Source organism: Streptomyces sp. MspMP-M5, from assembly GCF_000373585.1.
In the GTDB taxonomy this organism is placed as follows: Bacteria; Actinomycetota; Actinomycetes; order Streptomycetales; family Streptomycetaceae; genus Streptomyces.
Genome location: NZ_KB891853.1, coordinates 1 through 22,634, shown reverse-complemented (window position 1 = coordinate 22,634; position 22,634 = coordinate 1). Strand labels below are relative to the sequence as shown.

At 73.0% G+C, this 22,634-nt stretch carries 17 protein-coding genes; 6 read left to right on the top strand and 11 right to left on the bottom strand.

Features of this window, described 5'->3' with window-relative positions; genetic code table 11:
- Positions 1–3: 3 nt before the first annotated feature.
- Positions 4–642 (bottom strand): TetR/AcrR family transcriptional regulator, encoded by a 639-nt coding sequence (locus tag B073_RS0100085; protein ID WP_026246903.1) that lies wholly within the window; start codon positions 640–642, stop codon positions 4–6.
- 318 nt (positions 643–960) lie between these two features.
- Here B073_RS0100085 and B073_RS48670 point away from each other — a divergent pair, with 318 nt between their 5' ends.
- The 4 genes from B073_RS48670 to B073_RS0100065 all read left to right on the top strand — a co-directional run bounded on the left by B073_RS48670 (position 961) and on the right by B073_RS0100065 (position 5,360).
- Positions 961–1,935 (top strand): tetratricopeptide repeat protein, encoded by a 975-nt coding sequence (locus B073_RS48670; protein WP_018536046.1) that lies wholly within the window; start codon positions 961–963, stop codon positions 1,933–1,935.
- A 676-nt stretch (positions 1,936–2,611) separates the two neighbouring features.
- Positions 2,612–3,226 carry a DUF6230 family protein gene (locus B073_RS0100075; RefSeq protein WP_018536045.1) on the top strand — a complete coding sequence of 205 codons (615 nt, stop codon included), beginning with the start codon at positions 2,612–2,614 and terminating at the stop codon, positions 3,224–3,226.
- Positions 3,227–3,457: 231 nt separating this feature from the next.
- A complete protein-coding gene (locus tag B073_RS0100070; protein WP_018536044.1) occupies positions 3,458–4,018 on the top strand; it encodes a DUF6114 domain-containing protein in 561 nt (186 codons plus the stop codon).
- Positions 4,008–5,360, top strand: a complete 1,353-nt coding sequence (locus B073_RS0100065; protein ID WP_037810621.1) for a hypothetical protein — start codon at positions 4,008–4,010, stop codon at positions 5,358–5,360. The genes B073_RS0100070 and B073_RS0100065 overlap by 11 nt, the downstream gene beginning before the upstream one ends.
- A 96-nt stretch (positions 5,361–5,456) precedes the next feature.
- Here B073_RS0100065 and pyk read toward each other — a convergent pair whose 3' ends face one another.
- The 3 genes from pyk to pta all read right to left on the bottom strand — a co-directional run bounded on the left by pyk (position 5,457) and on the right by pta (position 10,363).
- On the bottom strand, positions 5,457–6,884 hold the full coding sequence (pyk, locus tag B073_RS0100060) for a pyruvate kinase (RefSeq protein ID WP_018536042.1): 1,428 nt from the start codon (positions 6,882–6,884) through the stop codon (positions 5,457–5,459).
- Positions 6,885–7,011: 127 nt separating this feature from the next.
- The gene (locus B073_RS0100055) at positions 7,012–8,244 is read right to left on the bottom strand and encodes an acetate kinase (protein WP_018536041.1); all 1,233 of its coding nucleotides are present in this window, start codon (positions 8,242–8,244) and stop codon (positions 7,012–7,014) included.
- Between the two features lie 25 nt (positions 8,245–8,269).
- Positions 8,270–10,363 (bottom strand): phosphate acetyltransferase, encoded by a 2,094-nt coding sequence (pta, locus tag B073_RS0100050; protein ID WP_018536040.1) that lies wholly within the window; start codon positions 10,361–10,363, stop codon positions 8,270–8,272.
- A 277-nt stretch (positions 10,364–10,640) separates the two neighbouring features.
- Here pta and B073_RS0100045 point away from each other — a divergent pair, with 277 nt between their 5' ends.
- Positions 10,641–11,666 carry an ATP-dependent 6-phosphofructokinase gene (locus B073_RS0100045; RefSeq protein ID WP_018536039.1) on the top strand — a complete coding sequence of 342 codons (1,026 nt, stop codon included), beginning with the start codon at positions 10,641–10,643 and terminating at the stop codon, positions 11,664–11,666.
- 95 nt (positions 11,667–11,761) lie between these two features.
- Here B073_RS0100045 and B073_RS0100040 read toward each other — a convergent pair whose 3' ends face one another.
- The 6 genes from B073_RS0100040 to B073_RS0100015 all read right to left on the bottom strand — a co-directional run bounded on the left by B073_RS0100040 (position 11,762) and on the right by B073_RS0100015 (position 20,309).
- Complete coding sequence (locus B073_RS0100040; protein WP_018536038.1) at positions 11,762–12,775, bottom strand: hypothetical protein; 1,014 nt, start codon at positions 12,773–12,775, stop codon at positions 11,762–11,764.
- A gap of 274 nt (positions 12,776–13,049) precedes the next feature.
- The gene (locus tag B073_RS0100035) at positions 13,050–15,629 is read right to left on the bottom strand and encodes an ABC transporter permease (protein ID WP_018536037.1); all 2,580 of its coding nucleotides are present in this window, start codon (positions 15,627–15,629) and stop codon (positions 13,050–13,052) included.
- A gap of 100 nt (positions 15,630–15,729) precedes the next feature.
- The gene (locus B073_RS0100030; RefSeq protein ID WP_018536036.1) at positions 15,730–16,518 is read right to left on the bottom strand and encodes an ATP-binding cassette domain-containing protein; all 789 of its coding nucleotides are present in this window, start codon (positions 16,516–16,518) and stop codon (positions 15,730–15,732) included.
- A 241-nt stretch (positions 16,519–16,759) separates the two neighbouring features.
- Entirely contained in the window at positions 16,760–17,470 is a 711-nt protein-coding gene (locus B073_RS0100025) for a helix-turn-helix domain-containing protein (RefSeq protein WP_018536035.1), read from the bottom strand.
- Positions 17,471–17,964: 494 nt separating this feature from the next.
- The gene (locus B073_RS0100020) at positions 17,965–18,645 is read right to left on the bottom strand and encodes a response regulator (RefSeq protein WP_018536034.1); all 681 of its coding nucleotides are present in this window, start codon (positions 18,643–18,645) and stop codon (positions 17,965–17,967) included.
- Positions 18,642–20,309 carry an ATP-binding protein gene (locus tag B073_RS0100015; RefSeq protein WP_018536033.1) on the bottom strand — a complete coding sequence of 556 codons (1,668 nt, stop codon included), beginning with the start codon at positions 20,307–20,309 and terminating at the stop codon, positions 18,642–18,644. The genes B073_RS0100020 and B073_RS0100015 overlap by 4 nt, the downstream gene beginning before the upstream one ends.
- A 160-nt stretch (positions 20,310–20,469) precedes the next feature.
- On the opposite strand from B073_RS0100015, the gene B073_RS0100010 reads away from it, so the two are divergent.
- Entirely contained in the window at positions 20,470–21,867 is a 1,398-nt protein-coding gene (locus tag B073_RS0100010; RefSeq protein WP_018536032.1) for a C4-dicarboxylate transporter DctA, read from the top strand.
- Between the two features lie 86 nt (positions 21,868–21,953).
- Here the strand turns inward: B073_RS0100010 and B073_RS38750 are convergent.
- Positions 21,954–22,634 (bottom strand): alpha amylase C-terminal domain-containing protein (locus tag B073_RS38750; RefSeq protein WP_018536031.1); only part of this gene is annotated, 681 nt, incomplete at its 5' end.

Here is a 22,634-nt window from a genome sequence, read left to right as displayed (position 1 = left end):
GGGTCAGGGCTCCAGCGCGGCCAGCCCGGCCAGCAGGAGTGTGGTGAACCGCCGGGCCCAGTCGGCGTCCACGGGCTCCGCGCTCACCAGGAGCCGGTGGACGACGGCCCCGGCGATGACGTCGAAGATCAGGCCCACGGTGCACTCGGCGGCCTGTGCGCCGTCGGGTCCGCCGGCGTCCGGCGGGAGTTCGCCGCGGGCCTGCGCCCGGGAGCGGCCCAGCAGTACCAGCCGCTTCTGCCGGTCGACGATGGCCGAGCGGATCCGCTCGCGCAGCGCGTCGTCGGTGGTGGACTCGGCGACCACCGCCATCAGCGCGGTCTTGGTCTCGGGCCGGGCCAGCAGGGCGCCGAACTGCAGCACCACGCCCTCGATGTCCAACTGCAGGCAGCCCCGGTCGGGGAGTTCCAGCTCGTCGAAGAGGACCGCCACGGCGTCCACGACCAGTTCGCTCTTGTTGGCCCAGCGCCGGTAGAGGGTGGTCTTGGCGACGCCGGCGCGGGCCGCGACCTCGCCCATGGTGAGCCCGCCCCAGCCCACGTCGACGAGGGCGGCGCGGGTGGCGTCGAGGATCGCGTGATCGGTCTCGACGCTGCGGGGGCGGCCCGGACGGCCTTTCGGAGGGCGGGCGGACTGGTGCATGCGGGCGACCATACCGGCCGGTAGGCGAGCGGGCGCCGGTCCTGCGCCGCCCTCCGTGAGGGAGATCACCTGCCGGCGGGCGGGATGCGGTTCCGGGCGGGGGCGGCCCCGAGTTACGCTACGACCCGTAGCGAAAGAGTGATGACCACTGGCCGTGGGTGGGGACCCATTGGCCGCGCACGCACCGGCCCTTCGGGGCCGCCCGTCGGGCACCGGAACCCGGGAGCGCGCCGCATTCCAGCGGGGCGTACCGGAGGACGCGGGCCCGCTTTCCGGATCACTTTCCGGAACCGGCCGCTCAGGGGGGAGGATGGACCCATGCAGCCACGCAACATGTCCATGAGCGGAGTCGTCGATCTCGCCGCGGTGAAGGCGGCCGGCGAAGCGAAGCAGAAGGCCGAGCAGGCCCGTGCCGAGGCCGCCCGCACGGGCGCGGCGCCGGCCGCCGCCGGCGGCCCCCTGGTGTTCGACGTCGACGAGGCGGGGTTCCAGCAGGACGTCCTGCAGCGGTCCACCGAGGTCCCGGTCGTCATCGACTTCTGGGCCGAGTGGTGCCAGCCGTGCAAGCAGCTCGGGCCGCTGCTGGAGAACCTCGCCGCGGAGTACGCCGGCCGGTTCGTCCTCGCCAAGATCGACGTCGACGCCAACCAGATGCTGTTCCAGCAGTTCGGGGTGCAGGGCATCCCGGCGGTGTTCGCGGTGGTCGCGGGCCAGCCGATCCCGCTCTTCCAGGGCGCGGTCCCCGAGGCGCAGCTGCGGCAGGTGCTGGACCAGCTGGTGCAGGTCGCCGAGCAGCAGTTCGGCATCGTGGGCGCGCCGGTCGCCCCGGGGGCGGACGAGCCGGAGCGCGCCGAGGCCCCGCAGCAGCCGGCCGGTCCGTACGACGCGGCGCTGACCGCGGCGGCCGAGGCCCTGGACGCCGGTGACCTCGGCGGCGCCGTCCGCGCCTACCGCAACGTCCTCTCCGACGACCCGGCCAACCCCGAGGCCAAGCTCGGGCTCGCCCAGGCCGAACTCCTGGAGCGGGTGCAGGACCTGGACCCGCAGGCGGTCCGCCAGGAGGCCGCGGACGCGCCGGCCGACGTCCGGGCGCAGATCCGGGCCGCCGACCTGGATCTGGTGGGCGGTCATGTCGAGGACGCCTTCGGCCGGCTGGTCGAGACCGTGAAGCGGACGGCCGGGGAGGACCGGGAGACCGCGCGGGTGCGGCTGCTGGAGCTGTTCGAGGTGATCGGCCCGGACGACCCGCGGGTGACGAAGGCACGCACCGCCCTGGCGCGCGTCCTGTTCTGATTCCGGGCCGGGTTCCCGAACGGCGCCGCCGCGGCGCCGACTTACTCTGCGCTCCGGCGCTTTCCGGCAGATTTCCGTCCCGTCCGGTTCTGTCCCGCGGCAACTCCCGCGGGCGGGCCCGGCAAACGGCGCAGCGGCCACGCTTTACCGAAACTTGGTAAACGTGGCCGCTGTTACTTGGAGTAAGTCCCGACGGCCAACTTGCCGCGCTCTGCCCCTAATTGCCCCTTGTAAGGGCGTCGTCAGGTGCGACGCTGCGTGCCCAGTCGATCTCTGTGTGTCGTGGCGTGGTTACCGGTCCGTTACCCGCAAGTAACGAGGGCCTTGTGCGGCGGCCTGGAATGCACGACGATCGGCCACGCTCGGTCCATTCCCGCAGCCCGGCATCCGGTCGGCGCCGCGGGGTACTTGGGTCCCCACCGGGTCGGTCGGCGGCAGTGGCGCCGGCCGTGGACAGGGGGGTCCCTGCCGTCGGCAGGGCCTGTCCGGTGAGGTTGCGCGAGAGCGTGGCCAGTGGTTGTCGCTCGGGGGTGATCGCCGGTATTCGGAAACACACTGTGCCTCCGAGACGGGCGCTCTCCTTCCCGAGGACGTAGCACTTCTCCCATCCCAGGTACGGCCGGTCCCAACCGGGGCGGCGGGTACCGGAGATGTACGTCCGAGAAGGAGGAAAGTCATGGAGTCCCTGACTCGCGGCGGGACCAGATGGAAGCGGTTCGCCGTCGTCATGGTGCCGAGCGTGGCGGCCACCGCCGCGATCGGCGTCGCCCTCTCGCAGGGTGCCCTGGCGGCGTCGTTCAGCGTGTCCGGCCAGCAGTTCAAGGTGAGCACGGACCGGCTGGACGGCGAGGGTTTCGTCCAGTACGGCGCGGTCGACGCCCAGAAGAACGGCAAGAACGTGCCGGTCGCGGTCTCGGCGTTCTCCAGCGCCAAGATCCACAACCTGTGCCAGTCCGTCGTCGTGCCGGTCCCGGTCTTCGGCGATGTGTCGATGAAGCTCCAGGCGGGCGGCGGCGATCCGGTCGAGGCCAAGAACCTCTACATCGACCTGGACCAGCTGAACGCGGACGCGACCTTCAACAACATCAACATCGGTGTTGCGGCGGGTTCCTCGTCCAAGGGTCCCGGCATCAAGAAGGGCGACAAGGCCGACCCCGGTTCCTTCGCCCAGGAGGCCGACACGGCCACGCTGACCCACGTCCATCAGCGTGCCTGGGCCACCACGGCCGGCACCTTCAAGCTCAGCGGCCTGAAGATGAGCGTCGCCAAGGGCAAGAGCGAGTGCTACTGAGGCGCTGACGTGCGGGCACGGGACGGCGGCCGTACGGCGTGAGCCGTTCCCCGTGCCCGTACGCCGGGTAGCGCTGAAGTGCTCTCAGAACCACCGAAATGCCAGTCCCGAGGAGCCGGACGACATGAGTGACTGGAGCAGGGGGGTCTCCCGGGCCGGAGGCCGGGGGAGAGCCGACGACAGGTACGCGCGGCGCGGATGCGGGTCCGCCGATCGCAGGGAGGCCGCCGCATGAGCGCGGAGCAGCAACCACAGCCGACCGGGTCCTTCGGGCGGAAGCGGCAGGCGTTCCGGGAGTGGCGCGGGCAGCGCCCGTTCTGGGGCGGTCTGCTGACCCTCCTGGCCGGCGTCCCGATCATGTACATCCCCTACGCGAACCTCACCATCGGGTCGCTCACGGTCCGCATGGCGACCACGGCCGGCGCCGGCTCGCTGATCATCGGCGTGCTGCTGGTCGTGCTCGGCCTGACCATGTGGTTCCAGCCGGTGTCCCGGGTCTTCGCGGGGGTCGCGGCGATCCTGCTCGCCCTGGTCTCCCTGGTCGTCTCGAACTTCGGCGCCTTCCTGATCGGCTTCCTGCTGGGGCTGATCGGCGGTGCGCTGGGCGTCTCCTGGGCGCCGGGCCGGCCCGCGCAGAGCGCGGACGGGCCCGGCGAGCCGGACCGTGTCGTCGGGCCCGTGGTCACCACGGGCCCCGCGCCGGCCGGCGGTCCCGGGTTGGGCAACGGACTGGACAGCCTGTCAGGAACGAGCCCGACCAACGGAACGAACGGGAGGCACCGTGCCGGGTGACGAGCTGCACGTGGGGGCACCCCCGCCGGAGGCAGGGGGATCGGGCGCGGCCTCCGGGGCGGCGGGCGACTCCCCGCGGCGTACGGGGAGCGGGCCCCGGCACGCGGCGCCCAGGAAGCCGCTGCTGACCCGCCTGCATGTGCCCGCGGGCAAGGCGATCGCCATCGCCGCGATGCCGTCCGCCGTCCTCATGGGCATGGGGCTGACGCCCCAGATGGCGATCGCCAAGCCGGCACCGCCCCAGAGCCCCTTCCGGGGCGGCCCCTGCGTCACCGCCCCGGACACCTCCGGGCAGGACGCCAAGGCGAAGGACGGGGCCAAGGACGGCTCCACGGACACGAAGGACGCCAAGGGCGGCAAGGACGCGGCGAAGGGCTCCGGCAAGGACGCCGGGGGCGGCACGCCGTCCGCCGCACCGTCGGCCTCGCCGTCGCCGTCGCCCTCGGCCGCCAAGGACACCGCGGGCGGCTCGCCGTCCCCGTCCGCCTCCGCGACCCCCTCGCCCGCCGCCTCGCCGGAGAAGAAGGACGACGGCGGGCTCCTGGGCGGCATCGGCGACGCGCTCGGCGGTCTCTTCGGCATCCACAAGAAGAGCGACGAGCCGTCGGCCGCGCCGAGCCCCTCGCCCTCCGCATCCGCCACCAAGGCGCCGTCGCCTTCGCCCACCCCGTCGGCGTCATCGTCCAAGAGCGGGTCGTCGCAGGACTCCGGGCCCGGTCCGGACGAGGTCACCAAGCCGGTCGGCGACGCGCTCAAGGACCCCTCGAAGGCGGTCAACGACACCGTGCACGGCGCCGTCGGCACGGTCGACAACGCCCTGCCCGGCGGCGGGCTCGACGGCAAGGACGCCTCCGGCAAGCCCGGCTACCCCTGCGTCGTCGAGAACAAGCAGCAGGGCAAGGACGAGCAGACGCCCGCCACCCTGCCGGACCTGCCCTGGCATCTGGAGTCCAGCGGGCTGACCCTGCGCGGTCTGGACTACGTCGGCGTCGTCAACGTCACCACGCAGAACGGCCACACCAAGCAGGCCCTGAAGTTCACCGCGGACAGCATCGACATCGGCGACCTGCACCAGATCGTCGACGACCCGGCGTCCGGCAAGCACTACCACGTGCGGTCCACGCCGGGCTCCACGTCCACCATCCGCGGCGGCAAGGTGACGCTCTACACCGAGCGGCTGCAGGGCAACCTCTTCGGGCTGATCCCGATCGTCTTCGACCCCGAGCACCCGCCGCCGCTCAACGTCCCGTACGCCTACTTCAGCAAGGTGAAGCTGGACCAGGCGGGCCAGTTCGGCGGCAACCTCCACGTCCCGGGCATGCAGGTGTCCATCGAGGACTGACCGGCCCGGCAGTTCTTCCGGGAGCCGCCAAAACGGCGGTGGGCCGCCCCCGACCAGGGGGCGGCCCACCGCCGTCGGTGCGTCCGGGGCGGCGCGTCAGGCGCGTCCGCCGCCGAGGTGGTGCACCCGGACCATGTTGGTGGTGCCGGGGACGCCGGGGGGCGAACCGGCGGTGATCAGCATGGTGTCGCCCTCGTTGTAGCGCTTGAGCTTGAGCAGCTCGGCGTCGACCAGGTCCACCATCGCGTCGGTGTTGTCCACGTGCGGGACGACGAAGGAGTCCACGCCCCAGCTCAGGGTGAGCTGGTTGCGGGTGGCGAGGTCGGTGGTGAAGGCCAGGATCGGCTGGGCGGCGCGGTAGCGGGAGAGCCGGCGGGCGGTGTCACCGGACTTGGTGAACGCCACCAGCGCCTTGCCGTCGAGGAAGTCGGCCATCTCGCAGGCCGCGCGGGCCACCGCACCGCCCTGCGTGCGCGGCTTCTTGCCGGGCACCAGCGGCTGCAGGCCCTTGGAGAGCAGCTCCTCCTCGGCCGCCTCGACGATCTTCGACATGGTCTTGACGGTCTCGATCGGGTACTGGCCCACCGACGACTCGGCGGAGAGCATCACCGCGTCGGCGCCGTCGAGGATGGCGTTGGCGACGTCGGACGCCTCGGCGCGGGTCGGCCGGGAGTTGGTGATCATCGACTCCATCATCTGGGTCGCCACGATCACCGGCTTGGCGTTCCGCCGGCACATCTCCACCAGGCGCTTCTGCACCATCGGGACCTTCTCCAGCGGGTACTCCACCGCCAGGTCGCCACGGGCCACCATCACCGCGTCGAAGGCCATCACGACCTCCTGCATGTTGGCGACCGCCTGCGGCTTCTCCACCTTGGCGATGACCGGGACCCGGCGGCCCACCTCGTCCATGACGCGGTGCACGTCCTGGACGTCCTTGGCGTCCCGCACGAAGGACAGCGCGACCATGTCGCAGCCCATGTGCAGCGCGAACTTCAGGTCCTCGATGTCCTTCTCGGACAGCGCCGGGACGTTGACCGCCGCGCCGGGGAGGTTGATGCCCTTGTGGTCGGAGATGACCCCGCCCTCGATGACGATGGTGCGCACCCGCGGGCCGTCGACCTCGACGACCTGGAGGGCGACGTTGCCGTCGTTGATCAGGACCGGGTCGCCCTTGGAGACGTCGCCGGGCAGGCCCTTGTAGGTGGTGCCGCAGATGTGCTTGTCACCGGGGACGTCCTCGGTGGTGATGACGAACTCGTCACCGCGCACCAGCTCCACCGGGCCCTCGGCGAAGGTCTCCAGGCGGATCTTGGGGCCCTGGAGGTCGGCCAGCACGCCGACGGCGCGGCCGGTCTCCTCGGCGGCCTTGCGGAGGCGGTGGTACCGCTCCTCGTGCTCCGAGTGGGTCCCGTGGCTCATGTTGAAACGGGCCACGTTCATACCGGCCTCGATCAGCGTCTTCAGCTGCTCGTAGGAGTCGACGGCGGGGCCCAGGGTGCAGACGATTTTGGAACGGCGCATGTCTCGATCCTATCGGTTTGTTTCGGAGCGGAATATTTCGCTCTGCTTCACAGGCCCTTCAGCCGAGGAGAGGCAATGCGGGCGGAGCGGGCGGGCCCGCCCGCTCCGCCCGCGGGCCGGCCTCCGGCTAGGAGGTGACCAGGGCGTATGTCTGCCGGGCGATCTCCAGTTCCTCGTCGGTGGGCACCACGGCGACCGCGACCCGGGCGTAGTCGGGCGAGATCAGCCGCGGCTCGTCGGACCGCACGGCGTTGAGCGAGGCGTCCACCGCCATGCCCAGCTCCTCCAGGCCGGCGACGGCGGCGGCCCGGACCGGGGCGGCGTTCTCGCCGACGCCCGCGGTGAAGGCCACCGCGTCGACCTTGCCGAGCACCGCGGTGTAGGCGCCGATGTACTTCTTCAGCCGGTGGATGTAGATGTCGAAGGCGAGCGCGGCCTGCTGGTCGCCCTCGTCGATGCGGCGGCGGATCTCCCGCATGTCGTTGTCGCCGCACAGCCCGATCAGGCCGCTCTTCTTGTTGAGCAGCTCGTCGATCTCGTCGGTGGACATCCCGGCCACCCGCTTGAGGTGGAAGGTCACCGCCGGGTCGATGTCGCCGGAGCGGGTGCCCATGACCAGGCCCTCCAGCGGGGTCAGGCCCATGGAGGTGTCCACGCAGCGGCCGCCCCGGACGGCGGAGGCGGAGGCGCCGTTGCCCAGGTGCAGCACGATCACGTTGACGTCCTCCGGCGCCTTGCCGAGGAGTTCGGCGGTGCGGCGGGAGACATAGGCGTGCGAGGTGCCGTGGAAGCCATAGCGGCGGATGCGGTGGGCGTCGGCGGTGGCCACGTCGAGGGCGTAGCGGGCCGCGGCCTCCGGCATCGTGGTGTGGAAGGCGGTGTCGAAGACCGCGACCTGCGGCAGGTCGGGGCGCAGCGCGCGGGCGGTGCGGATGCCGGTGATGTTGGCCGGGTTGTGCAGCGGGGCGACCGGCACCAGCCGCTCGATCTCCTGGAGCACCGCGTCGTCGATCACCGTCGGCGCGGTGAACTTCAGCCCGCCGTGCACCACCCGGTGCCCGATCGCGGCCAGTTCCGGGGAGTCCAGGCCGAGGCCGTCGGCGGCCAGCTCGTCGGCGACGGCCTTCAGCGCGGCCTGGTGGTCGGCTATCGGGCCGGTGGTCTCGCGGGTGGCGCCGCCGGCGGCCAGCGGGGTGTGGGCCAGGCGCGAGGTCTCCTCGCCGATCCGCTCGACCAGGCCGACGGCGAGGCGGGCGCCCGCGGCGGAGCCGTCCGCCGCCTCCGCCATGTCGAGCAGCTGGTACTTCACCGACGACGAGCCGGAGTTGAGGACGAGGACGCGGGTGGCGTTGGCAGTCATGAAGGGGCTTTCCGGTGGGGAGGGGTCAGGCGGTGTGGCCGGCGCCGGGCTGGGCGCCCTGGGCCTGGATCGCGGTGATCGCGACGGTGTTGACGATGTCCTGGACGAGGGCGCCGCGCGAGAGGTCGTTGACCGGCTTGCGCAGGCCCTGGAGGACCGGGCCGACCGCCACCGCGCCGGCGGAGCGCTGGACGGCCTTGTAGGTGTTGTTGCCGGTGTTGAGGTCCGGGAAGATCAGCACGGTGGCCCGGCCGGCCACCTCGGAGTCCGGCAGCTTGGTCCGGGCGACCGCCGCGTCCACCGCCGCGTCGTACTGGATCGGGCCCTCGACCAGCAGGTCCGGGCGCCGCTCGCGGACGATCTCGGTGGCCTTGCGGACCTTGTCGACGTCGGCGCCGGAGCCGGAGGTGCCGGTGGAGTACGACAGCATCGCGATCCGCGGCTCGACGCCGAACTGCGCGGCGGTGGTGGCGGACTGGATGGCGATGTCGGCCAGCTGCTCGGCGTTCGGGTCCGGGTTGACCGCGCAGTCGCCGTAGACCAGGACGCGGTCGGCCAGGCACATGAAGAAGACCGACGAGACGATCTGCGCGCCGGGCTTTGTCTTGATGATCTCGAAGGCGGGCCGGATGGTGGCGGCGGTCGAGTGCACGGCACCCGAGACCATGCCGTCGGCCAGGCCCTCCTGGACCATCAGCGTGCCGAAGTAGGAGACGTCCGCGACCATGTCGTAGGCCAGCTCGTAGCCGACGCCCTTGTGGGCACGGAGGGTGGCGTACAGCTCGGCGAACCGCTCGCGCAGCGGCGAGGACTGCGGGTCGATGATCTGGGCGTCGGCCAGGTCGATGGCCAGGTCGGCGGCGCGCTTGCGGATCGCCTCCTCCTCGCCCAGCAGCGTCAGGTCGCAGACGTCGCGGCGCAGCAGCACGTCGGCGGCGCGCAGCACCCGCTCCTCGGCGCCCTCGGGGAGCACGACCCGGCGGCGGCCGGCGCGGGACCGCTCGATCAGCTCGTGCTCGAACATCATCGGCGTGACCCGGCCGGAGCGGGCGACGGAGATCTTGTCGGTCAGCTCGGCGGTGTCCACGTGCCGTTCGAAGAGGCCGAGCGCGGTCTCGGCCTTGCGCGGCGAGGCGGCGTTCAGCTTGCCCTCGATGGCGAACAGCTCGGCGGCGGTGGGGAAGGAGCCGCCGGGGACGGAGACCACCGGGGTGCCGGGCGCCAGGCGGGCGGCCAGCGCCATGATGTCGGGGCCGGGCCGCTCGTCGAGGGTGAGCACCACACCGGCGATCGGCGGGGCGCCGGCGCTGTGCGCGGCGAGCGAGCCGATGACGAGGTCGGCGCGGTCCCCGGGGGTGATCACCATGCAGCCGGGGGTGAGCGCCTGGAGGAAGGTCGGCAGCATCGCGCCGCCGAAGACGAAGTCCCGGGCGTCCCGGGCGAGCCCGGAGTCGTCGCCGAGCAGCACCTCGGCGCCGAGCGCCTGCACGATCTGGCCGACGGTCGGCGCGGAGAGCGAGCCGTCCTCGGGGAGCGCGTAGCAGGGCACCGGCAGACGGGCGGCGAGCCGCTCGACGACGGCGGTGCGCTGCTCGGGCGCGACGCGGTTGACGACCAGCGCGACGACGTCGCAGCCCAGCGAGTCGTAGGCGCGGTAGGCGTTGCGGGCCTCGGCGCGGACCGACTCGGCCTCCTGGCCCTGGCCGCCGACGACGGGTATCACCGCGGCGCCGAACTCGTTGGCCAGCCGGGCGTTGAGCGCCAGTTCGTCCGGCAGGCTGGTGTCGGCGTAGTCCGAGCCGAGGACCAGGACGTACTCGTAGTCGCGGGCCACCGCGTGGAAGCGGTCGACGAGCCGGGAGACCAGCTCGTCGGTGCCGCGCTCGGCCTGGAGGGCGGCGGCCTCGGCGTAGCTGATGCCGTAGACCGTCTCGGCGGGCTGGGCGAGGCGGTAGCGGGCCCGCAGCAGATCGAACAGCCGGTCGGGCCCATCGTGGACCAGGGGGCGGAACACCCCCACCCGGTCGACGTGGCGGGTCAGGAGCTCCATCACTCCCAGCTCGACGACCTGGCGGCCGTCGCCGCGGTCGATACCGGTCACGTACACGCTGCGCGTCACGCGTGGTCTCCGTCCCTCTCGATGGCCGCGAGGCTCCGAGCTCGCGGTTTTCCCTGCTCACAAGGTCAAAATCGGCCGTTATTGTGGCCTTGCCCCTCTTGACAATACCTGCGCGGGTGGCTAGGTCGCTCTTCCAGTTTCCCTGTGGAGGCCGGTGCGGGGACAGTGGGGGTGGTCCCGGCGCACGGCCGGGGCGGGCCGGGGTGGGACCGGGCGACACGTGAAACAATCGGACCGGCTCACACGAACCGACAGCGAGCACAGGAGACACAGCACGATGCGTATCGGAGTCCTCACCGCGGGCGGCGACTGCCCGGGCCTGAATGCTGTGATCCGGTCCGTCGTCCACCGCGCCCTCACCGGCCACGGAGACGAGGTCATCGGCTTCGAGGACGGCTTCAAGGGACTGCTCGACGGCCGCTTCCGCAAGCTCGACCTGGACGCGGTCAGCGGCATCCTCGCCCGCGGCGGCACCATCCTCGGCTCCGCCCGCCTGGAGCGCGCCCGGCTGCGCGAGGCGTGCGAGAGCGCCAAGGACTTCTCCCGCGAGTACGGGATAGACGTCCTGATCCCGATCGGCGGCGAGGGCACCCTCACCGCCGCCCGGATGCTCGCCGACGCCGGCATGCCCGTCGTCGGCGTCCCCAAGACCATCGACAACGACATCTCCTCCACCGACCGCACCTTCGGCTTCGACACCGCCGTCGGCGTGGCCACCGAGGCCATCGACCGCCTCAAGACCACCGCCGAGTCGCACCAGCGGGTCATGGTCGTCGAGGTCATGGGCCGGCACGCGGGCTGGATCGCGCTGGAGTCCGGCATGGCCGGCGGTGCCCACGGCATCTGCCTGCCGGAGCGCGAGTTCGACGTCAACGACCTGGTGAAGATGGTGGAGGAGCGCTTCGCCCGGGGCAAGAAGTTCGCCGTGGTCTGCGTCGCCGAGGGCGCCCACCCGCTCGCCGGCACCATGGACTACAAGAAGGGCGCCATCGACCAGTTCGGCCACGAGCGGTTCTCCGGCATCGGCACCGCGCTCGCCCGCGAGCTGGAGCGGCGCCTGGGCAAGGAGGCCCGCCCGGTCATCCTCGGCCACGTCCAGCGCGGCGGCACCCCCACCGCCTACGACCGGGTGCTGGCCACCCGCTTCGGCTGGCACGCCGTCGAGGCCGCGCACCGCGGCGACTTCGGCCAGATGACCGCGCTGCGCGGCACGGACATCGTCATGGCGCCGCTGGCCGACGCGATCACCGAACTCAAGCGGGTCCCGGCGAACCGCATGGACGAGGCCGAGTCGGTCTTCTGAGGCGTTCCGGGGCGCGCCGGGACATTCCGGGGCGTCCCGGCGTTACGTCAAGACGTCGCGGGCGGCGCACCGTTGGGTGCGCCGCCCGTTGTCCGTCACTGGCGCACGGTCCAGTGGTCGTCCGCGCCCGCCTGGACGAACTTCAGCGGCGGGCACAGGAAAGCCTCCGGATCGGGGTCGGTCTCCGTCCACGGCGAGTCGGACGGACCCGCCGGCTTCCAGGCGCCGTTGCTGCGCAACCGCACGGCGCTGCTGTCGAAGACCGTATGCCGCGCCTCCGTGCAGTAATACCCCTCGTTGGTGGCCGGGTTGACGCTCGCGTAGATCTCGAACATGTCCCAGCCGTGGTCCAGCCCGCTCCGGTCGGCGCCCGACTGCCGGAACAGCAGGTCCCAGGCGGCGGTGCGGTAGTTGTAGAGGTAGGCCGACCAGCGGTTGGCGGCCGCGTCGTCCCGCACCATCTGCACGCTGTACGCGGCCGGTCCGCCGTTGCCGGGGGTGTAGTTCTTCAGGAAGGCGTCGTCGAGGGGGACGGTCTTGGCCGGGCCGACGGTCCCGCACCAGTCCCACGCCCAGATCTCGTTGCCGGTGCTGGTGTACGCGGTGACCACTTCCATGCAGGAGTTCTGGGCCTTGGTGGTGGGCGCGTAGGTGACGTTGTCCGCGTCGGTGACCGTGTAGGACGGGTCGACGGTGTGGGTGGCCATGATGCCGTCGTGCGTGCCGGGTTGGGGGAAGACGCCCCACCAGTTGTGGGTCACCTGGCCCTGCCGGGGAGCGGATGCGGCCGGCCGGCCGCCGGGGAGCCGGGGGTGGTGCGTCCACGCCGGGCCGGACACCGCGCGGCGCCCCGCCAGGAACGTACGGACGGCGCGCTCGCGCCCCGCTGTACGGGCCGGTGTGCGGGCCCCGGTGACGACGCCGGTGTGCGGGGCCGTGGGGGAGGGCGGTGCGGTGGTCCGGGCCGTGGCCGGGTGGGTGGTGGCGGTGGCCGGGGCGGCCGGCGTCAGCGCCAGCAGCGCGGTGAGGGCCGCGGCGGTGACGGCGAGGGCGGCGAGGTGCGGCCGGGGTCTGGTTCCGGAGCCGGTGCTGAGTCCGGGGCTGTCCATGCATGTCCTCCAGGGACCTGTGGGGGGGGCGGCCCGAGCCGGTCCGGGCGTGCCCGGCCGGCCTGCGCCGGCGGGCGTGCGCCTGTGCTGGACTGGACCAAGTGGGCCTAGGGGAATGTCCATGACAGGCCCTCGGGTGTCAAGGCATCCGGCAGAGAGGTCGCGTCCCGCCCTGCGGTCCCGCAACGCCCGTGCGCCCGTCCTCAACGCCCGTGCCCCCGCCCTCGGTTGAGGAGCGGGGGCACGGGCGCCGGGTGACGGGTGGGCGCAGGGGCTACTGCGCGCCGATGGCCGCCAGCATGTTCAGCCGGGCCGCCCGCCGGGCCGGCCACAGCGCCGCCAGCACCCCGACGACCAGGGCGATCAGCAGGAACAGGCCGAGCCGGCCCCAGGGCAGCACCATGGCGTAGGTCGGGAAGGACGAGCCGACCAGGCTGCCGCCGGCCCAGGCCAGGAAGACGCCCAGGCCCATGCCGAGCACCGCGCCGAAGAGCGAGATGACCACCGACTCCAGCCGCACCATCTGCTTGATGCCGCCGCGGGCCAGGCCCACCGCGCGCAGCATCCCGATCTCCCGGGTGCGCTCGAAGACCGACATCGCCAGGGTGTTGACCACGCCGACCACCGCGATGAGCACGGCCATGCCGAGCAGTCCGTAGACCATGTTCACGATGGTGTCGATCTGCCCCGCGGTCTCCTTGCGCAGCGCGTCGCGGTCCTGGACCTTCAGCAGCGGGCTGTCGCCGAGCGCCCGCCGGATCTCCCTGGCCAGCTCGGGGGAGCCGCCGCCGGCCGCCTTGACCAGCAGTTCGTCGTCGCGGAGCCGGTCCAGGTGCGGATCGACCAGGGCGGTCGCGGCGAAGGAGGAGCCGAGCACCTCGTTGTCCGCGTAGACGGCGGCGATCTTCAGCCGGGCCTTCTTCTTGTCGTAGAACTCGACGTTCAGGGTGTCGCCGGCCTTCCAGCCGCGCTCCTTGGCCTCCTTCTGCGAGACGGCGATGCCGCCGGCTTTGACGGCGCCCAGCGAGCCCTGGGTGAAGGTCAGCTGCGTGAGCTTGCCGATCTGGTCGAGGTCGGTGCCGTGGACGTAGCCGAAGCCGCCGCCCGGCCCGGCGCCGGGGTCGGGGTCGGTGGTGAAGCCGGTGCCGCGCAGCGGGGCCGTCGCCTCGACGCCGGGGACCTGCGCCACCTTGGCGGACAGCTTCGGGTCCAGCCCGACGTAGGTGGAGGTCTTGACCTGGTAGTCGGCGGTCAGCCCGCGGCCGGCCATCTTGTCCATCGCGACCTGGGCGGAGTGCCCGGCGACGGTCATCCCGGTGATCAGGGTCAGGCCGATCATCAGCGCCGAGCCGGTCGCCGCCGTCCGCCGCGGATTGCGCAGGGCGTTCTCCTTGGCGAGCCGACCGGTGACGCCGAAGAGGCGGGTGGTGACCGCGCCGGCCAGGGAGACCAGCGGCCGGGACAGCAGCGGGGCCAGGATGATCACGCCGGTCAGGGTCAGCGCCGAGCCCGCCATGGCGATCGGCAGGTCGTCGCCCGAGGTCAGGGTGGAGACCCAGAGCATCACCGCGACACCGGCGGCGGTGACCAGCGCGCCGAGGACGTTGCGGACGACGAGGCTGCGCGGGGCCGGCGGCGCCTCGACGGTGCTGAGCGCCTCCACCGGCGCGATCCGCGCCGCCTTGCGCGACGGGAGCCAGGCGGCCAGCACGGTCACCAGCACCCCGACGCCGAGCGAGGCGAGCACCGCGGCCGGGCTGATGACCACCGGTCCGTCCGGGAAGCCCGCTCCGCCTGCGTCCAGTACGGCCCGCAGCCCCACCGCGATCCCGGTGCCCAGCGCGAAGCCGACGACCGACGAGACCAGCCCCAGCAGACCGGCCTCGGCGAGCACCGAGCGCACGACCTGCCGGCGGGAGGCGCCCACCGCGCGCAGCAGCGCGATCTCGCGGCTGCGCTGGGAGATCAGCATGGTGAAGGTGTTGGCGATGATGAAGACGCCCACGAACAGGGCGATCCCGGCGAACGTCAGCAGCGTCTTGCTGAGCGCGCTGTTCTGCTCGGCGATCAACCGGGCCTGCTCGGCGGCCAGTTCGCGTCCGCTGGTGGCCTCGGCGCGCTTGGCCGGCAGCAGCTTGCGGACCTCGGCGGTCAGCGCCCGCTGGTCGGTGCCGGGGGCGGCCGCCACCACCAGCTCGTCGTACTGGCCCGGGTGCAGATACAGCCGCTGCGCGGTGGCGGTGTCGAACAGCGCCAGGCTGCCGCCCGCGGTCACCGCCGGGTCGTCGGTCGCCACGATGCCGACGAGCTTCTTCGTCAGCACCGGGCCGTCGGTCGCGAAGCGCACGGTGTCGCCGAGCCGCACACCGGCGGCCTTCGCGGTGCTCTCGGCCAGCGCGATCTCGTCGCCGGAGGCCGGGCCGCGGCCCGCGACCAGGGGATAGCGGTCGTCCTTGCCGTCCTTGCCCGGCTGGTAGTTGACGGCGCGGTTCTGCCAGCCGTTGCCGATCGGCTCGCCGTCCCGGCCGGCCAGCGTGGCCTGGCCGGTGACGTCGGCGCGCACGGACGCCACGCCCGGCAGGGCGCGGATCCGGTCGGCCAGCCGCTGGTCGAGGGCGGTGGCCCGCTTGCCGTCCTTCCCGGGACCGGGGCCGGTGTCGGGGTCCGAGGTGGCCTTGACGGAGACGGCCACGTCCTTGAGGTTCCGGGCGGAGGCGTTCTTGACGGCCTCGCCGACGGTGTCGCTGAAGATCAGGGTGCCCGCGACGAAGGCGACGCCGAGCAGGACCGCGAGCGCGGTCATCAGCAGCCGGGCCTTGTGCGCGAGGACGTTGCGCAGGGCGGTGGTGAACATGGTGGTTGTCAGTCCTGGGTACGGGGCCGGGCCCGGAAGGGGCGGCCGACCGGGTCGGCTCGTGCGGCGCCTGGGGCCGGGTGGGCGGTGCGGGCGCGCGTCAGCTCGTGCGGCCCGCGGTCTCGAAGCGCCGCATCCGGTCCAGCACGGCGTCCGCGGTCGGGTCGGCGAGTTCGTCGACGATCCGGCCGTCCGCGAGGAAGACCACCCGGTCCGCGTAGGCGGCGGCGACCGGGTCGTGGGTGACCATCACCACGGTCTGGCCCATCGCCCGCACCGACTCCCGCAGGAAGCCCAGCACTTCGGCGCCGGAGCGGGAGTCGAGGTTGCCGGTCGGCTCGTCGGCGAAGATGATCTCCGGCTGGGCGGCCAGCGCCCGCGCCACCGCGACCCGCTGCTGCTGGCCGCCGGAGAGCTGGGCCGGCCGGTGCTTCAGCCGCCCGGACAGGCCCACGGTCTCCACGACCCGGCCGACCCACTCCCGGTCCGGGCGGCGGCCGGCGATGTCCATCGGCAGCGTGATGTTCTCCAGCGCGGTGAGCGTGGGCAGCAGGTTGAACGCCTGGAAGATGAAGCCGATCCGGTCCCGGCGGAGCCGGGTCAGCTGCTTGTCGCCCAGCGTGGCCAGCTCCACGTCCCCGATCCGGGCGGAGCCGGAGGTGACCGAGTCCAGCCCCGCCATGCAGTGCATCAGGGTGGACTTCCCGGAGCCGGACGGGCCCATGATCGCGGTGAACCGGGCCCGGCCGAACTCCACGTCGACGGAGTCCAGCGCGACCACCCGGGTCTCGCCGTGGCCGTAGACCTTGCTCAGGCCGGTGGCCCGGGCGGCGACGGCCGCGGCGGTGCGGGCGGGGGTGGCGGGATGGGGGACGGCGGCGTGTGGCACCACAACTCCTGGGAGGCGGAAAGGGATGGGGACAGCGTGCAAACGCTCCCTCCATCCTCGATGCCGCAGGTCAGCCCGTCTTCGGCCGCAGGGACCGAAAGCCGGACCGGCCGGAAGTGCGACACCCGCCGACGACGTCATCCTCGGGACGGACGGCCGTCCGCCCGCAGACCGACGGGCCGCCCCGGAGCCGCCCCGGAGCCGGGCCGGGTCGGGGGCCGGGCCGGGTCAGTGACGGGTGTCAGAGTGCTGACTCGCCGACCCGCCGCCAGAACTCCGCCAGGACGCCGTCGAGGAGGTCCCGGCCCGCCCGGCCGGCCTCGTCCGCGGCGTCCCCGCCGGTCCAGCTGAGCGACGCGGTCATCCGCGCGTGGTACTCCTCGTGCAGCCCCTGGAGCGCCTTCTGCAGCTGCTCCTTGGGCAGCGGCGCGACCTTGCCGACCGGCCGGACGTAGCCCTGCCACCGGGTGGTCGCCGCACTGGTCAGCAGCTCGACGAGGCGGTCCTCCCGACCGGTGAAGCGGACCAGTGCGGGCAGCGGCAGCGCCAGCTCGGCGGCGAGCGCCGCCGCCTGCCGGTCGGTGCCGGTCCACCGCCCGCCGGCCTCCAGCCGCTCGTACGCCGCCTGATCCATGCCGATCCGCAGCGCCAGATCGGCGGGCGCCAGACCGAGCGCCATACGGAATTCGCGGAGGGTTCCGGGGGCGCCGAGGAGTTCCGCCGGGGCGCACCACAGGGCGCCGGCCAGCGCGGCCAACTCGGCCTCGGTGGGGGCGCTCTCGCCCAATTCCCAGGACGCCACCGCGGCCGGTTCCCTCCGCATTCCGTAGGCGGCCCAGATTCCGTAGGCGACATGCGCGTGGGTCATGCCGAGGGCCTCGCGCAGCCGGCGGGCGGCGGCGGCGTTGAAAGGGGGCCTGCGCGCATCCCCGTCGTGCGTGTTCACCGGCACACGGTAAGTGACGAGGTGGCCCGGTACCTATCGTGTGGATATCCAAGTTTGCGGGTTGGAGGAAACTACGGGGTATCCGCCGAGGTTCGGTCAGCTTTCGGCGGTTTCCCGCCGAAATCGCCCTGCAAGGCCACTGGCCAGGCGTTTTACGCGCCGCGGCCGGCCACGGGGAGACCAGGATGTTGCAGAAGGATCACCGGTGTCGAGTACCCGGCCGGGAATGCGGCGAGTTCCCGGAGTTCTCCGAGTTCCCGGATTTCTCCGAACGCGGTCGCACCGTAATTCCCGAAGGCGGTAATTCCAGGAGGCCGCGATCCCCGAAAGCTCCGATCCTCGAAGGTCGTGATTCCCGATGGCCGTGATTCCCGAAAGGCGTGAAAACGCCGGCCGGCCCCGGGAGTTGCCCGGGCGAAAGCGGCCACATGAGCGGGACGAGGAAATTCCCTCACCTCGTGGTGGAGGTACGGACCGCGCCGCCGAAAGGCCCGCAGGTGTCAGCGGGCCGACCAGCGGTAGCGCAGCTCCGGCCGGCCGACCTGGCCGTACTGCGGGGCGCGGGCGGCCCGGCCGCTCTCCACGAGGTGCTCCAGGTAACGGCGCGCGGTGATCCGGGAGATGCCCACGTCCGCGGCGGCCTGGGTCGCGGTCAGCCCGTCGGCGGCGGCCCGCAGCGTATCGGTCACCGCCCGCAGGGTGGCCGCGGTCAGTCCCTTGGGCGGCGCGGCCGGCCGCGGGGCGCGCAGCGCCGCCAGCGCCCGGTCCACCTCGTCCTGCCCGCTGGCCTCCCCGGTGGTGGCGCGGAACTCGGCGTAGCGCAGCAGCCGGTCCCGCAGGGTGGCGAAGGTGAACGGCTTGAGCACGTACTGGACGACGCCCAGCGAGACGCCCTCGCGGACCATCGCCAGATCGCGGGCCGACGTCACCGCGATGATGTCCGCGGCGTGCCCGGCCGCGCGCAGCGTCCGCACCAGCTGAAGCCCGTGGCCGTCCGGCAGGAACAGGTCCAGCAGCAGGAGATCGACCGGGTGGTGGTCGAGGTGGCGGCGGGCGCCGGCCCCGGAGTGCACGGTGCCGGACACCGCGAAGCCCGGCACCCGCCCCACGTACAGCGCGTGCGCGGCGGCGGCGACCGGATCGTCCTCGACGACCAGCACCCGGATCGGCTCGTCGCTCACCGCGGGACACCTTCCGCGGCCCGCAGCGGCAGCCGCACGGTGAACCGCGCGCCGCCCTCCGCCCCCCGGTCCAGCCGGATCGTGCCGCCGTGCCGCCGCACCGCCTGCCCGACCAGGGCCAGGCCCAGCCCGCGGGCGCCGGCGGCAGGTTTCTCGCTGGTGCAGTCCTTGGTGCTCCAGCCGCGCCGGAAGACCCCCTCGGTGGCGTCCGCGGCGATGCCCGGCCCGTTGTCCACGACGCACAGCAGCAGTTCGCCGCCGTCCGCCCGGGCGGTGACCCGCACCTGCGGCGGGGCGCCGGGCCCCTGGGGCGGGGCGGCGGCGTCCAGGGCGTTGTCGACGAGGTTGCCCAGCACCGTGACCAGGTCGCGGGCCGGCAGGTCCGGCGGGATCACCCCGTCGTCGATCCGGCTGTCCTCGGTCAGCACCAGCTCCACGCCGCGCTCGTTGGCCTGGGCCGCCTTGCCCAGCAGCAGCGCGGCCAGCACCGGTTCGGCGACCGCGCCCACCACCCGGTCGGTCAGCGCCTGCGCCAGCTCCAGCTCGGCGGTGGCGAAGGTGACGGCCTCCTCGGCCCGGCCCAGTTCGATCAGCGAGACCACGGTGTGCAGCCGGTTGGCCGCCTCGTGCGCCTGCGAGCGCAGCGCCTCGGCGAAGCCCCGTACGGAGTCCAACTCGCCGGAGAGCGCCTGGAGTTCGGTGTGGTCGCGGAGGGTGACGACGCTGCCGCGGCGCTGACCGCCGGAGACCGGCGCGGAGTTGACCACCAGCACCCGTTCACCGGTCAGATGCAGGGCGTCGACCGTCGGGCCGGGCGCCAGCAGCGCCTCGGTCAGCGGCTCCGGCAGCCCCAGCGCGGCGACCGGCCGGCCGACCGCGTCCCCGGTCAGCCCCAGCAACTCCCGCCCGCCGTCGTTGATCAGCGCCACCCGCCCCGCCCCGTCGAGCATCAGCAGCCCCTCGCGGACGGCGTGCAGCGCGGCCTCGTGGTAGTCGTACATCCGGGCCAGCTCCGCGGCGTTCATCCCGTGGGTGTGCCGGCGCAGCCGGGCGTTGACCACGTACGTGCCCAGCCCGCCCAGTGCCAGCGCCGCCGCGGCCACCCCGGCCAGCGCCAGGACCTGGTCGCGCAGTTGCTGGCTGATCGTGGCGATGGTGATCCCGGAGCTGACCAGTGCGGTGATCCGGCCGCCCCGCCCGGGGTCGCGGACCGGCGCGACGACCCGCACCGACGGCCCGAGCACGCCCATATGGGTCTCCGGGAAGATCTCGCCGCGCAGCGCGGGCCCGATGTGGCCGAGGTACTTCCCGCCGATCGCGGACGGCTCCGGATGGGTCCAGCGCGTCCCGTCCGGCGCCATCACCACGACGAAGTCGACGCCGGCGTCCCGCCGCAGCCGCTCGCTGTACGGCTGGAGCGCGGCGGTCGGGTCCTTCGTGCGGGCCGCGGCCACCACGGCCGGGGAGTCGGCGACGGCGGTGGCCGCCGCGGTCGCCTGCCGCCGCGCGGTCTCCTCCGCCTGCCGCCCGGCACTGACGTAGGCGAAGACCGCGCAGCCCAGGACCACCGCCGCCACCAGGACCACCTGCACGGCGAAGAGCTGCCCGGCCAGACTGCGGGGGCCGCGCAGCCGCCGTGACGGGCGGAGACGGGGGAGGCGCATACGGAACAGTCTGCCCGGTCACTTTTACGTGAACGAAACGTACGCAAGGGTGACGGGTGCCACACCGCCCCTGCATAGTCGCCGGGACTCGTTGTGCGCCGCGAGCCGGGCCGCGAAAGTGGCGCAGAACCGTGGCTCCAGTCAGAAAGGTAGGGCAGCCGTGGCTGCACAGACCCCGCCGTCCGGGGGCGCCGCCGAGGACACCCGGCCGGCCAAGCGGGACCGGACGCACTTCCTCTACCTCGCCGTGATCGGCGCCGTGCTGCTCGGCATCGTCGTGGGCCTGGCCGCCCCCGGCTTCGCCGTGGCGCTCAAACCGCTGGGCACCGGCTTCGTGAACCTCATCAAGATGATGATCTCGCCCGTCATCTTCTGCACCATCGTGCTCGGCGTCGGCTCGGTCCGTAAGGCGGCCAAGGTCGGCGCGGTCGGCGGGCTGGCCCTGGGCTACTTCATGGTGATGTCCACCGTCGCGCTGGCCATCGGCCTGCTCGTCGGCAACCTCCTGGACCCCGGCTCCGGCCTGCACCTGACCGACGCGCTCCGGCACGCCGGCCAGGCCCAGACCGCCGGCGCCCACGAGACCACCACCGACTTCCTCCTCGGCATCATCCCGACCTCCCTGGTCTCCGCCCTCACCCAGGGCGAGGTGCTCCAGACCCTGCTGGTGGCGCTGCTGGTGGGCTTCGGGCTGCAGGCGCTCGGCCCGGCGGGCGAGCCGGTGCTGCGCGGCATCGGCCATGTCCAGAAGCTGGTCTTCCGGGTGCTGTCGATGATCATGTGGGCGGCGCCGGTGGGGGCCTTCGGCGCGATGGCCGCGGTCGTCGGTGCCACCGGCCTGGCCGCGCTGAAGTCGCTCGCCGTCATCATGGCCGGCTTCTACGCGACCTGCCTGCTCTTCGTCGTCGTGGTGCTCGGCACGCTGCTCCGGCTGGTCGCCGGGGTGAACGTCTTCCGGCTGCTCGCCTACCTCGGCCGGGAGTTCCTGCTGATCCTGTCGACCTCCTCCTCGGAGTCGGCGCTGCCCCGGCTGATCGCGAAGATGGAGCACCTGGGCGTGAGCCGGCCGGTCGTCGGCATCACCGTCCCGACCGGCTACAGCTTCAACCTCGACGGCACCGCCATCTACCTCACCATGGCCTCGCTGTTCGTCGCCGAGGCGATGGACAAGCCGCTCTCGCTCGGCCAGCAGATCTCGCTCCTGGTCTTCATGATCATCGCCTCCAAGGGGGCGGCCGGGGTCACCGGCGCGGGCCTGGCGACGCTGGCCGGCGGCCTCCAGTCGCACCGGCCCGAACTCGTCGACGGCGTCGGCTTGATCGTCGGCATCGACCGCTTCATGAGCGAGGCCCGCGCCCTGACCAACTTCGCCGGCAACGCCGTGGCCACCGTGCTGATCGGCACCTGGACCAAGGAGATCGACCGGGACCGCGCCACCGAGGTGCTGGCCGGCCGACTGCCGTTCGACGAACGCACGCTGACCGCCGACGCCCACGGTGCGCCGCCCGGCACCGGCACCGGCACGGCCGACGGCACCAGGACGTCCGCCGCGGTCTGACACCCCGGACGCGCAGGAGGGGAGAAGGGGCGGGTGCCACGGGCGCCCGCCCCTTCGGCGTACCGCGGGCGGCGGCCGGCCCGCTCTCAGGCGGGCAGCAGCCAGACCGTGGCCAGCGGGGGCAGCGCCGCCGCGATCGAGGTGCGGCGGCCGTTCCAGGGCACCGGCTCGGTCTTCAGCGGGCCGGAGTTGGCGACGCCGCCGCCGCCGAAGCGCGGGGCGTCGGTGTTGAGGACCTCCCGCCAGGCCGGCACCTCGCCGGGGACGCCCAGCCGGTAGCCGTGCCGGACGACGGGGGAGAAGTTGGTGACCGAGAGCAGCGGAGATCCGTCGGCCCCGTAGCGGAGGAAGGAGAAGACGTTGTCGTCGGCGGCGCCCGAGTCGATCCAGGAGAAGCCGCCGGGGTCGGTGTCGCGCTCCCACAGCGCGGGCGTGGCCGCGTAGCGGCGGTTCAGCTCGCGGACGAGGTCGCGGACGCCCCGGTGGTCCGCCGCCGCCTCGTAGGACGGGTCCAGCAGCCACCAGTCCGGGCCGTGGCTCTCCGCCCACTCCGCGCCCTGGGCGAACTCCTGCCCCATGAAGAGCAGTTGTTTGCCCGGGTGGGCCCACATGAAGCCCAGGTACGCGCGGTGGTTGGCGCGCTGCTGCCACCAGTCGCCGGGCATCTTCGACACCAGCGCCCGCTTGCCGTGCACCACCTCGTCGTGCGAGATCGGCAGCACGTAGTTCTCGGAGTAGGCGTAGATCATCGAGAAGGTCATCTCGCC

Bases quoted from the DNA above. Each gene is read 5' to 3' on its own strand.
- B073_RS0100085 (WP_026246903.1), bottom strand. From the start codon at position 642: ATGCACCAGTCCGCCCGCCCTCCGAAAGGCCGTCCGGGCCGCCCCCGC.
- B073_RS48670 (WP_018536046.1), top strand. From the start codon at position 961: ATGCAGCCACGCAACATGTCCATGAGCGGAGTCGTCGATCTCGCCGCG.
- B073_RS0100075 (WP_018536045.1), top strand. From the start codon at position 2,612: ATGGAGTCCCTGACTCGCGGCGGGACCAGATGGAAGCGGTTCGCCGTC.
- B073_RS0100070 (WP_018536044.1), top strand. From the start codon at position 3,458: ATGAGCGCGGAGCAGCAACCACAGCCGACCGGGTCCTTCGGGCGGAAG.
- pyk (WP_018536042.1), bottom strand. From the start codon at position 6,884: ATGCGCCGTTCCAAAATCGTCTGCACCCTGGGCCCCGCCGTCGACTCC.
- B073_RS0100055 (WP_018536041.1), bottom strand. From the start codon at position 8,244: ATGACTGCCAACGCCACCCGCGTCCTCGTCCTCAACTCCGGCTCGTCG.
- B073_RS0100045 (WP_018536039.1), top strand. From the start codon at position 10,641: ATGCGTATCGGAGTCCTCACCGCGGGCGGCGACTGCCCGGGCCTGAAT.
- B073_RS0100040 (WP_018536038.1), bottom strand. From the start codon at position 12,775: ATGGACAGCCCCGGACTCAGCACCGGCTCCGGAACCAGACCCCGGCCG.
- B073_RS0100035 (WP_018536037.1), bottom strand. From the start codon at position 15,629: ATGTTCACCACCGCCCTGCGCAACGTCCTCGCGCACAAGGCCCGGCTG.
- B073_RS0100015 (WP_018536033.1), bottom strand. From the start codon at position 20,309: ATGCGCCTCCCCCGTCTCCGCCCGTCACGGCGGCTGCGCGGCCCCCGC.